The sequence below is a fragment of the Streptomyces sp. NPDC005438 genome (assembly GCF_040606315.1).
Classification (GTDB): domain Bacteria; phylum Actinomycetota; class Actinomycetes; order Streptomycetales; family Streptomycetaceae; genus Streptomyces.
This window is the reverse complement of record NZ_JBEXEP010000011.1, coordinates 116,268-131,114: the sequence shown is the minus strand read 5'-3', so window position 1 is coordinate 131,114 and position 14,847 is coordinate 116,268. Positions and strand designations below refer to the sequence as shown.

General features: G+C 72.0%; 11 protein-coding genes and 1 pseudogene. 7 read left to right on the top strand and 5 right to left on the bottom strand.

Annotated features, from left to right (window positions below):
• Positions 1-6 precede the first annotated feature (6 nt).
• The 6 genes and pseudogenes from ABZT14_RS22045 to ABZT14_RS22020 all read left to right on the top strand — a co-directional run.
• Complete coding sequence (locus ABZT14_RS22045) at positions 7-672, top strand: DUF305 domain-containing protein (protein ID WP_356305387.1); 666 nt, start codon at positions 7-9, stop codon at positions 670-672.
• Positions 673-1,048: 376 nt separating this feature from the next.
• Entirely contained in the window at positions 1,049-2,068 is a 1,020-nt protein-coding gene (locus tag ABZT14_RS22040) for a teichoic acid biosynthesis protein C (protein ID WP_356305385.1), read from the top strand.
• Positions 2,069-2,443: 375 nt separating this feature from the next.
• Complete coding sequence (locus ABZT14_RS22035; protein WP_356305477.1) at positions 2,444-3,538, top strand: exo-alpha-sialidase; 1,095 nt, start codon at positions 2,444-2,446, stop codon at positions 3,536-3,538.
• Positions 3,539-3,633: 95 nt separating this feature from the next.
• The gene (locus ABZT14_RS22030) at positions 3,634-4,311 is read left to right on the top strand and encodes a uracil-DNA glycosylase (RefSeq protein ID WP_356305383.1); all 678 of its coding nucleotides are present in this window, start codon (positions 3,634-3,636) and stop codon (positions 4,309-4,311) included.
• Entirely contained in the window at positions 4,308-5,279 is a 972-nt protein-coding gene (locus ABZT14_RS22025) for a BadF/BadG/BcrA/BcrD ATPase family protein (protein ID WP_356305381.1), read from the top strand. The genes ABZT14_RS22030 and ABZT14_RS22025 overlap by 4 nt, the downstream gene beginning before the upstream one ends.
• Before the next feature lie 309 nt (positions 5,280-5,588).
• Positions 5,589-6,518: pseudogene (locus ABZT14_RS22020) on the top strand (hypothetical protein); the annotation flags it as partial.
• A 381-nt stretch (positions 6,519-6,899) separates the two neighbouring features.
• On the opposite strand, the gene ABZT14_RS22015 reads toward ABZT14_RS22020, so the two are convergent.
• From ABZT14_RS22015 to ABZT14_RS21995, 5 genes are all read right to left on the bottom strand, one after another.
• Positions 6,900-8,426 (bottom strand): glycoside hydrolase family 30 beta sandwich domain-containing protein, encoded by a 1,527-nt coding sequence (locus ABZT14_RS22015; protein WP_356305378.1) that lies wholly within the window; start codon positions 8,424-8,426, stop codon positions 6,900-6,902.
• A gap of 294 nt (positions 8,427-8,720) precedes the next feature.
• Positions 8,721-10,097 (bottom strand): GH1 family beta-glucosidase, encoded by a 1,377-nt coding sequence (locus ABZT14_RS22010; RefSeq protein ID WP_356305376.1) that lies wholly within the window; start codon positions 10,095-10,097, stop codon positions 8,721-8,723.
• A gap of 20 nt (positions 10,098-10,117) precedes the next feature.
• Positions 10,118-10,990: a carbohydrate ABC transporter permease gene (locus ABZT14_RS22005; protein WP_356305374.1), complete on the bottom strand. Its 873-nt coding sequence runs from the start codon at positions 10,988-10,990 to the stop codon at positions 10,118-10,120.
• Entirely contained in the window at positions 10,983-12,032 is a 1,050-nt protein-coding gene (locus ABZT14_RS22000) for a sugar ABC transporter permease (RefSeq protein ID WP_356305372.1), read from the bottom strand. The genes ABZT14_RS22005 and ABZT14_RS22000 overlap by 8 nt, the downstream gene beginning before the upstream one ends.
• 7 nt (positions 12,033-12,039) lie before the next feature.
• Positions 12,040-13,353, bottom strand: coding sequence for a sugar ABC transporter substrate-binding protein (locus ABZT14_RS21995; protein WP_356305370.1), 1,314 nt, complete (start codon positions 13,351-13,353; stop codon positions 12,040-12,042).
• Positions 13,354-13,556: 203 nt separating this feature from the next.
• Between ABZT14_RS21995 and ABZT14_RS21990 the strand changes: the two genes are divergently transcribed.
• Positions 13,557-14,804, top strand: coding sequence for an ROK family transcriptional regulator (locus ABZT14_RS21990; RefSeq protein WP_356305368.1), 1,248 nt, complete (start codon positions 13,557-13,559; stop codon positions 14,802-14,804).
• Positions 14,805-14,847 lie beyond the last annotated feature (43 nt).

Genomic DNA, 14,847 nt, shown 5'->3' with positions numbered 1-14,847 from the left:
TACCTCGTGACGAAGCGTCGGCCCCACTGGACCGCCTCGACCGTGCTCGCCGCCCTCGCCCTGGCCGTCCCCCTGCTCGCGGGCTGCGACCAGTCGTCGGACGGGGACGACAAGGGGGCGGGGGACTCCACGCCGGTGATCGCGCCCAAGCGGCCGGGGGAGTCCGCGCGGACCGTCTCCCCCGAGGACGCCAAGCGGGCCGGCGAGGCCGAGCGGGAGCCCAACTCCGCCGACGTCGCCTATGTGAACGGCATGATCGTCCACCACGGTCAGGCGATCACCATGACGGACCTGGCGGAGAAGTACGCCACCGACTCCCGGGTCAAGGCCATCGCCGAGCGCATCGCCGCCGCCCAGGGGCCGGAGATCAAGGCCATGCGCGGCTGGTTGAAGGGCGTAGGCCGCGAGGAGAGTTCCGGGCACCAGCACCACTCCGGTTCCCCTCGCATGGCCGGAATGGCCACCAAGGCGCAGCTCGCCCAGCTGCGGAAGGCCCGGGGCGAGAAGTTCGACCGGCTCTTCCTGAAGCTGATGATCACGCACCACAAGGGCGCGCTGAGCATGGTCCGCACCGTGCGCGCCCAGGGCAACGACGTACGGGTGGAGGAGATGGCCGACGGGGTGCGCTCCTCCCAGACCGTGGAGATCGCCCGGATGCGCAAGGCCCTCTGAAGCGCCTGGAGGGGCCCTGAACAGGCCCTGGAACAGGGGCGGTTGGCCCGCTTCGCATCGGGTGGGCCCGGGCGGTCGCCGGGGCCAATGGGCCGCCCCCGGGGCGGGGTCGTCCGGGGGAGCGGATGCGGAGGTGCCGGTCGCCGGCCGTCGTACCCCCTCCTCGCCCCGTTCCACGGGAACACCGCCCGCCGCTTGGACGTGTTCCATGAGGAACCCGGTCTCGCCGAGCGGAGGGTGAACGACCGTGGTGTCAGGTTTCTGACGAGGACGAGGGGGCAGCAGCAGCACGCCCGGAGAAGGCTGTACGACGTGTGACGGGCCGGAGGCGTGCGCACCAGCCTGGCGATGGACCGGTACGAAGGGGGAGTGGGACGTGATCAGCAGGAGGAGTTTCGCCCTGGGCGGGGTGCTGGGGCTGGCCGCGGGTGGTGTGGGGGCGCGCATCGCCCTGGCCGGACCTGACGGCCCGGCGGCTCTGGCGGTGCCCGAGGGGGCCATCGACCTGACGCACTCCGCCGAGCAGCACATCAGGGGGAAGACGCTGTACCACGCGACGGTGATGCAGTCGTTCTCCTTCGACAAGGACGGTAAGGAGCTGTACGCGGCCCAGTTGATGCAGGGCGGCGTACAACTGGACGACGAGTCGGGGCCGCTGACCGGAACCGAGCGTGCGAAGCGCGGTGACATGTGTGTCACCCGACTCGACCCGAGTACCGGTGAGGTGCGGGACCACATGTTCCTGCGCGGATTCGGCCACGGCGCCTCGTTGGGCGTGGAGCGGGAGGGCGAGGACACCTACCTGTGGGTCGAGGCCGACGCCAACCCGGACTCCGGCTACGGGCGGGGCGTCGCACGGGTGCGGTACGCCAAGGGCACGGTGCTCGACTGCGACGCGGACTCGGTCACCGTCCACCACCCGGTGTCCGGCTCGACGAGCAACCGTCCGACGGTGGACCCGGTCGCCGGCACCCTGCTCGTCCATTACCGGGTGTCCGGGGGCGACCGACGGTATCGGCTGATGCGTCTGGTGGACGTGAAGGCGGGCGATTACAAGGCACTGCACGACGTGGCGGTCGCGGGCGTGTCCGAGGACGAGGTCTTCCAGGGCTGCGCGGTGTTGGGGGACTACGCCTACGGCATGACCGGCACCGCCTACACCGGGGAGTCCGGGGCCAACCCCCCGTCGAAGCGCGGCAACTGCTATCTGACCTGCGTACACCTGCCCACGGGGAAGCTGAGCCAGCGGGAGTGGACTCAGGCCGCCTACTCCCTGGACTACCGGGAGCCCGAGGGGCTGGCCATCTGGCACACCGACACTCCACGGCTCTGCCTGGGGTTCGCCTCCGGGGCCGAGGGCAGCCGGAAGTACACCATCTACTACAAGCCCGGATAACCCGGATAAGGGGACTTCGGCGGAGGCTGTCCCGGTGGGGCCGTGCGGGCCTGCTCTCCGGTGGATGGCGGTGGTGGGGGCGGGCTCTGCGGTCGGGGCCGGGGTACGGGTGAGCGTGGAGGGGCGGAGATCCGCCGGTTCCCGGACCCTTTCCAGGCGCTCCCCGCGAGCTCCCGGTGGGTCGAGCCGGCGCGGGGGCGACCCCTGCCCGTGGGCCGGCCGGCGGACGACGGGTTCGCTTGTCGTCGGCAACGGGAGCGGCCTGCCGCCAACCCGCCCCACCGGCGGCACCGCTCAGCGGGGGCGGCTGTCGGTGCCCGGGTGCAGACTGGCGACAGGGCGTTCTCCGCCCTGTCGCGCTCGGAGGTGGTGGGTATGGGCGAGGTGCTGCTCGCCGTCGGCACCCGTAAGGGCCTGTTCCTGGCCCGCCAGCAGGTCGCCCGACGGCACCGCCACTGGGAGTTCGAGGGCCCGCACTTCAACGCGCAGGCCATCTACGCGGTGGCCATCGACCGCAGGTCCGGCACCCGACTGCTGGTCGGAGGGGACAGCGCGCACTGGGGCCCCTCCGTCTTCCACTCCGACGACCTGGGCGCCAGCTGGGTGGAGCCGGGACAGCCGGCGGTGAGGTTCCCCGAGGACACCGGTACGTCCCTGGAGCGGGTGTGGCAGTTGCAGCCGGCCGGGGCCGACCAGCCCGGCGTGGTCTACGCGGGCACCGAACCGGCCGCCCTGTTCCGGTCCGGGGACGGGGGACTCAGCTTCGCGCTGGTGCGCGGCCTGTGGCGCCACCCCACCAGGGAACGGTGGGAGCCGGGCGGGGGAGGGCTGGGGCTGCACACCATCCTGTGCGACCCCCGTGACGCGGGCGCGTTGACGGTGGCCGTCTCCGCCGGTGGGGCCTACCGGACGACCGACGGCGGCGACACCTGGAACCCCAGCAACCATGGTGTTCAGGCCAACTTTCTGCCCGATCCGTATCCACCGTTCGGTCAGTGCGTCCACAAGATCGCCCGGGACGCGGAGGACCCCGACCGCCTCTACCTCCAGAACCACTGGGGTGTCTACCGCAGCGACGACGGGGGCGACCGCTGGACCTCCGTCGGCGACGCGCTGCCCTCGGACTTCGGCTTCCCGGTGGCCGCCCACCCCCGCCGGGGAGGAGTGGCCTACCTCTTCCCCCTCAACGCCGACTCCGACCGGGTGCCCAGCGGCCACCGCTGCCGGGTGCACCGCACCGAGGACGCCGGGGCGACCTGGCAGGAGCTGGGGCGCGGACTGCCGGCCGGGGCGCACTACGGTCCGGTGCTGCGGGACGCCCTGAGCACCGACGACGCCGACCCGGTGGGCCTGTACTTCGGCAACCGCAACGGCGAGGTGTACGCCAGCGACGACGAGGGCGACAGCTGGCGGCAGTTGACCGCCCACCTGCCGGACGTGCTGTGTGTACGGGCCGCGGTGCTCGACTGAACCGCGTTGACGGTTCCCCGGGGTGGCCGGTTAGCCAACTGCCCCCGTACGAAGGCGGATCGACCCTGATGGGACAGCCAGTAGAGTGGCCGACCGTGGCTGCACGACCCTTGCATGAAGTAGTCGAGTCCGGCTGGGCCAAGGCCCTGGAACCGGTGGCGGATCGCGTCGCGGCGATGGGTGACTTCCTACGCTCCGAGATCGCCGCCGGCCGTACCTACCTGCCGGCGGGCCCCCACGTGTTGCGGGCCTTCCAACAACCCTTCGACGAGGTACGGGTGTTGGTCGTCGGACAGGACCCCTACCCGACCCCCGGGCACGCCGTGGGGCTGAGCTTCTCGGTGGCCCCCGAGGTGAGGCCGCTCCCCGGAAGCCTGGTGAACATCTTCCGCGAGCTGGGCCAGGACCTGGGCCTGCCCCCGCCCTCCAACGGTGACCTCACGCCCTGGACCCGGCAGGGGGTCCTGTTGCTCAACCGAGCGCTGACCACGGCACCCCGCAAGCCCGGGGCCCACCGGGGCAAGGGCTGGGAGGAGGTCACCGAACAGGCCATCCGGGCCCTGGTGGCCCGCGACCAGCCGCTGGTGTCCGTGCTGTGGGGCCGGGACGCGCGCAACCTGCGCCCCCTGCTGGGCGGGCTGCCCGCCGTGGAGTCCTCCCACCCCTCTCCCATGTCGGCGGACCGTGGGTTCTTCGGCTCCCGCCCCTTCAGCAAGGTCAACGAACTGCTCGCCCAGCAGGGCGCCCAGCCCGTCGACTGGCGACTGCCGTGACCTCCCCCTGGGTGCTCGGGGTCGACTCCGGGGGCTCGGGCCTGCGGGCCGCCCTGGCGCCGGTCGAGGGCCCGGTGGTGGGCCCGCTGTCGGCGCCCGAACCGGTCCGCACCTCGGCCGAGGGCATCGACGCCGACCACCTGACCGGGCTGCTGGTGCCCCTGGTGGAGCGGTTGCGGGCCGAGGCCGGAGCGCCGGTCGGGGACCCGGTGGTGGCGGCCTGTGTGGGCGCGGCCGGCATGGCGACCCTGGGCGACCAGTTGCGGGCCCGGTTGCCGGGTGCCCTGCGCGCGTCGTTGGGCGTGGAGCGACTGGCCCTGGCCGCCGACGCGGTCACCGCGTACGTGGGGGCGCTGGGGCAGGTGCCGGGCGCGGTGGTGGCGGCCGGTACCGGGATGATCGCCCTGGGCACCGACCTCACCCGCTGGTGGCGTGCCGACGGATGGGGCCACCTGCTGGGCGACTGCGGGGGCGGTGCCTGGATCGGCCGGGCCGGTCTGGAGGCCGCGATGCGGGCCCACGACGGTCGGGAGGGCGGTTCCGAGGCGTTGCTGGCGGAGGCGGAGCGCCGGTTCGGTCCGGCCGGGTCGCTGCCGGGTCAGCTGTATCCGCGTACGGACCGGCCGGCGGTGCTGGCCTCCTTCACCCGGGAGGTGGCCTCGGCCGCCGTGGCCGGGGACGCGGTCGCCCGACGGATCCTGGACGAGGCGGCCCGGGAGATCGCCCGCTCCACGCAGGCGGTGTGCCCCGCCGACACGGAGAGCGCGGTCGCGCTGACCGGGGGACTGTTCGGCATGGGCACCCCGCTGCTGGTACCGCTGGAGCGGGAACTGTCCGAGCGGCTGCCCCGCGCGAAGCGGGTGGAGCCGGCCGGCGACCCCCTGTGGGGCTCGGTGTGTGTGGCCCGTGCGCTGGCTGGTGAGGGGCTGCGGCTGCCGGAGGAGCCGGGGCTGCTGTCGTCGTACTGAGCGCCCGCTGAACGGCCCCGGGGCCACGGGTGAGGGCGCCGGCGTTGACGGGCGTCACCGGGCCCTGTGCGGCCCGTCTCGGAGGCGCTCGGGGAGCCGCGCGGAACCGGGGTGCGGTGCTGGTGGGCCGGCCGTTCGGGGGGGCCCGGGGACCCGCGTGCAGACCCGCTCGGGGGCGGGCGAGCGGGCGTGTGGAGAGGCCGTGCGCCCTGGGTCGGCAACGGTACGAGGAGGGCCGGACCTGGAGTGGTGAGCTTAGGCGCCCCCGACCGCGCGAGGGATGCCCCAAAGGCATTACCATGCGACCGCATGAGCACCCCCACTGGTCCCGAGTCACCTGAGTCAAGCCTCCCCGTTCGTATGCCGCGCCCGCGCAAGCCCGGCCGGCACCGTCGGCCGGAGCCGGTTGTCGCTCCGGACGACGCGCCCGCCCTGGTGCTCGCGGTTCCCGGCAAGCCCTCCCCGGCCTCGCTGTCGCTGACGGAGGAAGTGGCCAGCATCGCCCGTTCCGAGCTGCCCGGACTGGACGCCCGGGTCGCTTTCGTGGAGGGCGACGGCCAGGAGTTCCCGCAGTTGGAGAGCACCCTGGCGCGCTGCGCCGAGGAGCAGACGGCGCCCCGTTCCGGGCTGTCCAGCTTCCCCGGGCTGCTTCCCGAGGAGCTGGAGGAGCAACGCGAGCCCGTGCCGGAGCCGCAGGGGCCGGCCGCCGTGGTGGTGCCGCTGCTGGCCGGGCCGGACGCCGCGCAGATGCGGTCGATCCGGCAGTCGGTGCTCAACAGCGCCTCGGGCGCGGAGCTGACCGACGTGCTCGGGCCGCACCCGCTGCTGGCCGAGGCGGTGCACGTGAAGCTGTCGGAGGCGGGTCTGGCTCGGGCGGACCGGGCCCGGCTGTTCACCGTGGCGACGGCCGCTGACGGCATCATCCTGGCCACCATGGGTGGCGAGGAGGCGGTGCAGGCCGCCGGGATCACCGGGATGCTGCTGGCGGCCCGGCTGGCGGTGCCGGTGCTGGCCGCCGCCCTGGACGAGGAGGGCGCCGTCTCGCGTATCGCCGAGCAACTGCGCGCCTCGGGTTCCCAGCAGTTGGCGGTGGCCCCCTGTCTGATCGGCCCGGAGGTGCCGGAGGGACTGTTGGAGTCCGCCGGTACGGAGGCCGGTTGCGCGGTCAGCGAGCCGCTGGGCGCCTACCCGGCGCTGGGCAAGCTGGTGGCCTCCACCTACGCCGCCAAGTTGGGCATCAACACCCAGAACAACCCCGGTATCCCGGCGCGCAGCCCCGCGGGCCCGCCCCCGCCCCCCCCCCCCCCGGGGGGGGGGGGCCGCCCCCCCCCGGCCGCCGCCCTCGTACGCCTCGCCGTGCGAAGGCGCCGGTCACCACATCGGGTGGTCCGGGCCGAGGTCACGCCCGCCGGCCGTGCCGTACACCCGCCCCGGTCGTGGGGTGCTCCCGACGGGGCGGGCCCGCGTACGCGGTACCGGTGGGCCGGGCGTGCCCGGGGTGGGCCGTGGGACAACGCGAGGCGGAGGAGGCCGACGCGGCGCCTCGGCGACAGCGACTCTCAGCAACCTACCTCCACGGCGCGGCGCACGCGCGCCCCGTGGTGATCCGAACGACGCGGCCTAGGACCGCCAGACGTAGGTGCCCACGGTCTTGGCCGGCAGGGTGTGGCTGAGCTGCTGTCGCGGGGTGCGGAGGGTGAACTCCCTGTCCCGCCCGGTCTGGTTGATCACCACCACGGTGAGGGTCTGGTCCGGCCCGGCGAAGGCGACGTTGGTGAGGGTGTTGGCGTCTCCCGCGTCGCTCTCCACTCGTACGCTGCCCCGCCCGACGAAGCGGGAGTACTGGGCGATCAGGTGGTACTCCGGCAGTGCCCAGTAGGTGTCGGGGTGGTCGGGGTCCTGCACCAGCGGGGTGGGGTCGGGCACCCCGGTCCACTGTTCGGGGGCGATGTTCCGGTCGAGCATGGTGACCCACGCCTGGTAGGCGGTGGCGTCGTGCCGGAAGTACTGGGCGATCCGGTCCGCCCCCTCGGTGCCCCACACCATCCGTTCGTTCAGCAGCACGTCCAGGTCGGGGTAGGTCCGTCGGAGGGCGGACATGTCGGCGGGCTCGCCCTCGTAGTCGTGCAGGGCGATGGCCTGGCTGGCGCGGTAGGCGTCGGTGTACGCGCCGGGAACCCCCAGGGTGGTGGCGAGGTGCTCGGCGGCGGGGGCGAAGTTCCAGTCGAAGCACCAGATCCGGGTGTCCAGCCCGTGCGCGTCGAACTCCCGGCGCATCGCCTCGATCAGCCGGCGTTCCTGGTCGGGGGTGACCTTCATCCCGGGGTAGTCCTCGGGGACGAAGCCGGGTTCGTTCTGCGGGGTCACCGCATGGAGGGGGATGCCCTGTTCCTGGTACGCCTGCACCGCGAGCCGGTGGTAGCGGGCGAAGGTGGGGACGTGCTCGTCCAGCAGGGCGCCGCCCACCAGGGTGCCGCTGTCCTTCATCCAGGGCGGGGCGCTCCAGGGCGTCGCCGTGACCTTCAGTGCGGGGTTGAGGCTGAGGGCCTCGCGGAGGGTGGCGACGATGTCGAGGTCGATGTCGCGCTGGATGGAGAACCGGGACAGCTCGGGGTCGGGCTCGTCGGCGTAGGTGTAGAACTCCTCGGCGGTGAAGTCCGAGGTGCCGAAGCAGATACGGGTGAGGTTGAAGCCGGCGCCCTCGGTGGGGTGGTACAGGGCGCGCAGCACCGCCGAACGGGCCGAGGGGCTCATCCGCGACAGGTTGTGCACCGTGGACTCCTCGGTGGAGGAGCCGATGCCGAGGACGGTCTGGCGGCGCGCGGACGGTTCCACGGTGATCAGCTGCCCGTGGGCCTCGCCGGGGTCGGTGACCGGTACGGGTTCCTGGGGGCTGAGCCGGTGGGCGACCTGTTCCAGGCCGGTGGCCGGGTCCTCGTACCATCGGCCGTCGCCGGGGGCGTAACCCGGGGCGGTGGACTCGGAGGTCCAGTGGACGGTGGCGGTACCGGCGCGGGGTCGGGCGTGGGCCGGCTGGAACAGCGGGGGAACGCCGGCCGCGGTCATCGCGGCGGCCAGGGTGAGGAGGCGTCGGCGGCCAAGGGAGGGGCCTCTCTCTCGTGCGGGGCGGCGGGGCTCGGAGGACATGGGCGGCTCCTTCGTCGCGGTGCGCCCGTCGCGTGCCGCGCCCCACGGTGCGCTCGGTGGGCCGGGCGGGAACGGGGCGCGGGGGCGCGGGACTTCGCGGGTGCGCGGTCCGGTGGGACACGATCCGGGGCCGCCGTGTGCCCGGGGGACGGGCAGACCTGTGACGCCCGGAGGCTGGTGAGGCGGCGCTTTTCCGAGAGTGTTTCCGAGAAGGGGCCGGGGTCGGGGGCGCGCCGCCGGCGGGGCCGGCAAGCTCCGCGCGGCGGCGCGCCCCTCGACGTTCCTGGGGGTGGGTCAGGCGGCGCGGGGCGCCCGGTCGCGGTGGCGGCGGATGATGTCGGCGTACCGTCGGCCGCTGCCCTTGACGGTGCGCTTCTGGGTCTCGTAGTCGACGTGTACCAGGCCGAAGCGCTTGTCGTAGCCGTAGGCCCACTCGAAGTTGTCCAGCAGGGACCAGGCGAAGTAGCCGGCCAGCGGGACTCCCTGGGCGACGGCGTCGGCGCAGGCGGCGAGGTGCTCCTCCAGGTAGCGCACCCGCTCGGGGTCGTCGATCTGGCCGTCGGGGCCGATCACGTCGGGGTAGGCGGAGCCGTTCTCGGTGACGTGGATGCGGCGGGCCCCGTAGTCCTCGCTCATCCGCCGCAGCGTCCGGGTCAGGCCGGGGGCGTGGACCTCCCAGCCCATGGCGGTGCGTCGGGCGTCGGCCGGTTCCGCGCCGCGTGCGCGGGGGAACGGGCCGTCGGGGTCGTCGACGACCACGTTGCGGAAGTAGTAGTTGAGGCCCAGCCAGTCCAGAGGGGCGGCGATGGTGTCCAGGTCACCCGGCTTCTCGGGGAGTTGGGCCCCGTACAGGTCGAGCATGTCCTGGGGGTAGCCCCGGCCGTGCAGGGGGTCCATCCACCAGCGGTTGATGTGGCCGTCCATACGGCGGGCGGCGGCCAGGTCCTCGGGGCGGTCGGTGGCCGCCTCGCAGTGGGCGAGGTTGTTGACGATGCCGACCTGGGCGCGGGGTACGGCGGCGCGGATGGCCGCCACGGCCAGTCCGTGTCCGAGGTGGAGGTGGTACGAGGCGTTGACGGCCTGCTGGATGTCGGTGATCCCGGGGGCCATCTTGCCCTCGTAGTGGCCGATCCAGGCGGAGCACAGCGGCTCGTTGAGGGTGGCCCAGTGCTGGACGCGGTCGCCGAGGCGTTCGGCCACCGCGCTGGCGTAGGCGGCGAAGTGCTCGGCGGTCTCCCGGGCGGGCCACCCGCCACGGTCCTGGAGGACCTGGGGCAGGTCCCAGTGGTACAGGGTCGGGAAGGGGGTGACGCCCGCTTCCAGCAGGGCGTCGGTGAGGCGGTCGTAGAAGTCCAGCCCGGCCTTGTTGACCGGTCCGTCGCCGCCGGGGACCACGCGGGGCCAGGCCAGCGAGAACCGGTAGGCGTCCACGCCGAGTTCGCGCATCAGCCGCAGGTCCTCGGGCCAGCGGTGGTAGTGGTCGCAGGCCACGTCGCCGGTGTCGCCGTTGGCCACCTTGCCGGGGGTGTGGGAGAAGGTGTCCCAGATGGACGGGGAGCGGCCGTCCTCGTGCACGGCGCCCTCGATCTGGTACGAGGCGGTGGCGGTTCCCCACAGGAAGTCGTCGGGCAGGGTGTCCAGGAAGCGGGGGTCGGAAGGCGTGGTGGGCACGAAGTTCCTTTCCACAGGGGTCACTTGACGGCTCCGGCGGTCAGGCCGGCGACCAGATAGCGCTGGAGCAGCAGGAAGCCCGCGACGATCGGCAGGCTGACGACCAGCGACGCGGCCATGACCTGGTTCCAGTAGACCTCGGTCTGGTTGGCGTAGCCCTGCAGCCCGATGGACAGGGTGCGGGTGGCGTCGTTGGTCATGACCGAGGCGAACAGCACCTCTCCCCAGGCGGTCATGAAGGAGTAGATGGTGACCGCGACGATGCCGGGGGTGGCCGCCGGGACGACCACCCGGAACAGGGCGCCCAGCGGTCCGCAGCCGTCCACCTGCGCGGCCTCGTCCAGGTCGCGGGGGAGCGAGTCGAAGTAGCCGACCAGCATCCAGATGGACAGCGGCAGGGTGAACGTCATGTAGGTGAGGATCAGCCCGCCCCGGGAGCCGTACAGGGCGATCCCGGTGAGGTTGCCGAGGTTCACGAAGATCAGGAACAGCGGCAGCAGGAACAGGATGCCGGGGAACATCTGGGTGGACAGCACGGTGATGGTGAAGGTCCGCCGGCCCCGGAAGCGGTAGCGGCTGACCGCGTAGGCGGCGAACACCGCGATGATCACCGAGCAGACGGTGGCCGCCCCGGCGACGATCAGGGAGTTGGTGAAGTACCGGCCCAGGGGCACGGTCTCCCAGATGTCCAGGTACGGCTGGACGGTCAGCTCGGAGGGGATCCAGCGGAACGAGCCGGTGACCCCCTCCAGGGGCTTCAGCGAGCTGCTGACCATGACGTACAGCGGGGTCACCGCGAACAGGGTCAGCAGGGTGAGCACGATCCGGCGCGTCCAGACGAAGGACGGGGGCCGCGCCGTGGGGGAGCGCAGGGGTCTGGTCGCGCTAGGCATCGGCGTCCTTCCTTCCCCGGTTGGTGAGCAACAGGTAGACGGCCGTCACCAGCAGCAGGAACAGCAGCAGCAGGACGGACATGGCCGAACCGGAGCCGAAGTTCCAGGTGACGAACGAGGACTCGTAGATGTGGATGGAGATGAGGTTGGCCGCCTCCGGCGCCGACTTGCCGAACAGCACGTAGGGCACGTTGAAGTCGTTGAAGGTCCACAGGAACAGCACCAGCACCAGCACCTGGTTGACCGGGCGCAGGGAGGGGAGGGTGATCTTGCGGATCTGCTGCCAGATGCCCGCTCCGTCGACCTGGGCCGCCTCGTAGATCTCCTTGGGGATGTTCTGGAGCGCGGCGGTGAGCATGAGGAAGGCGAACGGCCAGGTGCGCCAGACCGAGACGACGACCAGCGAGTAGAAGCTGTTGTCCCCCACCAGCCAGAACGGCGGGGAGTCGGTCAGCCCCAACTGGTCGTGGATCACGTGGTTGACCAGCCCGTTGTCCCGTTGCAGCAGGAAGGACCAGGTGATCACCGCCGCGTAGACCGGCAGCGCGTACGGGGTGAGGAACAGCGCCCGCAGCAGCCCCCGGCCACGGAAGGTGTCCTGCATCAGGATGGCGGCGGTCACCCCCAGCAGCCAGGACAGGCCCACCGCGAGCACCGTGAAGGCGCAGGTGACGCCGAAGGAGCGCAGGAGTTCCTGGCCGACCGGGGCGTCGAAGTCGACGGCCACCTGGAAGTTGTCCAACCCGGCCCAGGGGGCCTCGCCCCAGCGCCGGATGTACTCCTGGGTGAGGTCCTTGAAGGCCATCACGATGCCGATGAACATCGGCACGATGTGGATCAGCAACTCCAGCAACAGGGCCGGGAGCAGCAGCAGGTAGGGCAGTCCGCCACGTCGGATCCGCTCCCAGCGGGGGCGGGAGCGCGGGGTGCCGCGCCCGGGGGGCGGGGGGTCGTCCGGTGCCGCGTCACGCGGGGAGGCCTGCGCCCTCCCCGGTGACGCGGCCTCACCCGGCTGTTCCGACGCGCGGGTCGTCGTCCTCATCCCGGCGTCACTTCCGCATCTGCTGCTGGGCCTTGGCCAGTCGGTCCCGCACGGCCTGGGTGGTGACCTTCTTGCCGGCGGCGGCGTCGGCGAACAGTTCCTTCATCGCGGTGCCCACCAGGGTCTCGAACTTGGACTCGTTGGGAACCTGGGGCAGCGGCGCCGCGTTGTCGGTGAGCACCTGGCGCAGCACCGGTTCGTCCGGGTTGCCGGAGGCGTTCTGCTTGGCGGTGGTCAGGGGGGACAGGGAGCCGTAGGTCTTGTTGAGGGCCTCCTGTTCCTTGTCGGAGGTCATGAACTTCACGAACTTCAACGACCCGTCGAGGTTGTCGGTGTTGTTGAAGACGGAGATGTTGATGCCGGCGACCATGGAGTTGACGTCGCGGCCCTTGGCGGGCTCGGCGGTCTGGAAGGGCACCGGGGCGATGCCGTACTCGTCGGACTTCATCCCGTGGGACAGCAGCGAGGTACGGGCGGCCTGCCACAGCAGCATCCCGGCCTTGCCGGTGGCGAAGTCCTTCACCGACTGGCGCTGGGCGTACTCGGCGTTGCCCTCGGAGGAGATCCTGTCCTTGGCGACGAAGTCGACGTACTGCTTGATGCCCTTGACGTTGCCGGGGGTGTCGAAGGTGGGGTTGCCCTCGGCGTCGAAGAAGTCGCTGCCGTGCTGCTTGGCGAAGACGAAGGCGTGGTGGGAGTTCTCCACCGGGTCCCCGCCCTCCAGGGCGAGGCCGTACTTGCCGTCCTTGGTGAGCTTCTTGCCGTCGCTGACCAGCTGGTCCCAGGTTGTCGGCGGCTTGTCGATGCCGGCGTCCTTGAACATCTTCTTGTTGTAGTAGAGCGCGTAGGTCAGCGAGTACAGCGGTACGGCGGCCGGGTCCTTGTCCTTGGCACCGGTGGCGGCGATGGCGGAGGGCGTGAAGCGGTCCCGGCCGCCGACCTTGTCGAAGGTCTTCTTGTCGAAGGGGAGGAGCGCCCCGCTCTTCTGGAGGGAGGAGGACCAGGTGTTGCCGATGTTGAGCACGTCCGGTCCCTGACCGGAGGAGGCGGCGGCGAGAATCCGGTCCAACAGGCTTGACCAGGGGATGACTTCCAGCTTGACCTTGATCCCGGTCTGCTTCTCGAACTTCTTCAGTTCCGGGGTGAGGACCTTCTTGTCGTGCTGGAGACTGGTCCCCTGGTTGGTCGCCCAGTAGGTGAGTTCCTTGGGGTTGTCGTTGTTGGCCTCGTCGCCCGTCGTCCCCCCACCGCAGCCGGCGGCGAGGGTGGCGGTCAGGGCGGTGGTCAGTGCGACGGCTGCGGTGACGCGGAATCTGCGCATGGTCGTGGTGGCCCCTCCGGGAGGCGGGTGTGAGTCCCCCTTCAGCGGCCCGGGTTCCTCACACGAAGGATGTTCAGAGCTTGAACACAAGACTTAACTTGGAGCGTGAGTAAAGTGGGCGCGCGGAGCACTGTCAAGACATCGCGCAGCGGTCGGTTCCCCCGGTGACGGGCCGAACGCGGGCCTCGGGCAAGGGAGTGGGCATGGCTGGTGGACGTGGGCGGACCGTGCGCGACCTGCGCCGGGTCAACCGGTCGTCGGTGCTGCGCCGGCTGTATTTCGACGGTCCCCTCAGCCGCCTGGAGCTGGGGCCGGCCACCGGTCTCAGTTCGGCCTCGATCAGCAACGTGACCGGTCAGCTGCTGACCGAGGGGCTGCTGGAGGAAGCCGGGCTGGTCGGTTCCGACGGTGGCCGTCCGCGCACCCTGCTGAGGGTCGCACCGGGCGCCGGGTCACTGATCGGGGTGGACGTGGGGGAGACCCGGGTGCGCGTTGAACTCTTTGACATAGCCCTCACCGAACTCGCCCGCGCCGAATACCCGTTGAAGGACGGCGGACACGACGTGGACCAGGTGGTACGGCTGATCGCCGAGGGCCTGGACGCCGTCCGGGGGGCGAGCCCGGAGGCCACCGGCCTCCTCGGGGTGGGTATCGGCGTACCGGGCATCGTCGAGTACGACCCGGCACAGGGTGGCGCGGTGGTGCACGGCCAGACCATCGGCTGGGAGGCGGTGCCGTTGGAGGCACTGCTCCGGGGAGTCGCCCCACCGGGCACGGACGTGCCACTGTTCGTCAGCAACGGAGCGAAGACCCTGGGGCAGGCCGAGATGTGGTTCGGCGCCGGACAGGGCGCCCAGAACGCGGTGATCGCGCTGATCGGCTCCGGGGTGGGCAGTTGCGTCATCACCGACGGCAGCGCCTACGGAGGTGCCGCCCGGGGTGCCGGCGAGTGGGGGCACACCACTTTGCACCTGCGGGGGAGGCAGTGCCGGTGCGGGTCGCGCGGATGCCTGGAGGCCTACGTGGGGGCGGAGGCGGTCCTCGACCGGTGGCGGGAGGCCGGCGGCGACCCCGGCGGGGCGGACGAGGAGGAGGCGCTCGCCGCCCTGCTGGACAGCGGCGACACCGTGGCCGGCGCGGTGCTGGAGGAGACGGCCGAGTACCTGGGGGCCGGCATCGCCGACCTGGTCAACCTGTTCAACCCCGAGCGGATCGTGCTGGCCGGCTGGGCCGGCCTGCTGATGGGACCCCAACTCCTGCCCCGCGTACGGGAGATGACCGAGCGCTACGCCCTGCGGTACCCCGCCGCCCGGGCCACGGTGGAACTGGGGCGGCTGGGCACCGACGCGGTGACCGTCGGGGCGGCCACCCTTCCGCTGAGCCACTTCCTGGACTCCGGGGGCACCCGCGACACGGAGGCCCCCGCCACCGAGGCGAGCGTACGGGGGTGACCACCGGCCACCCCGGGTGACCGCACCGATCACCGGGGGCGGC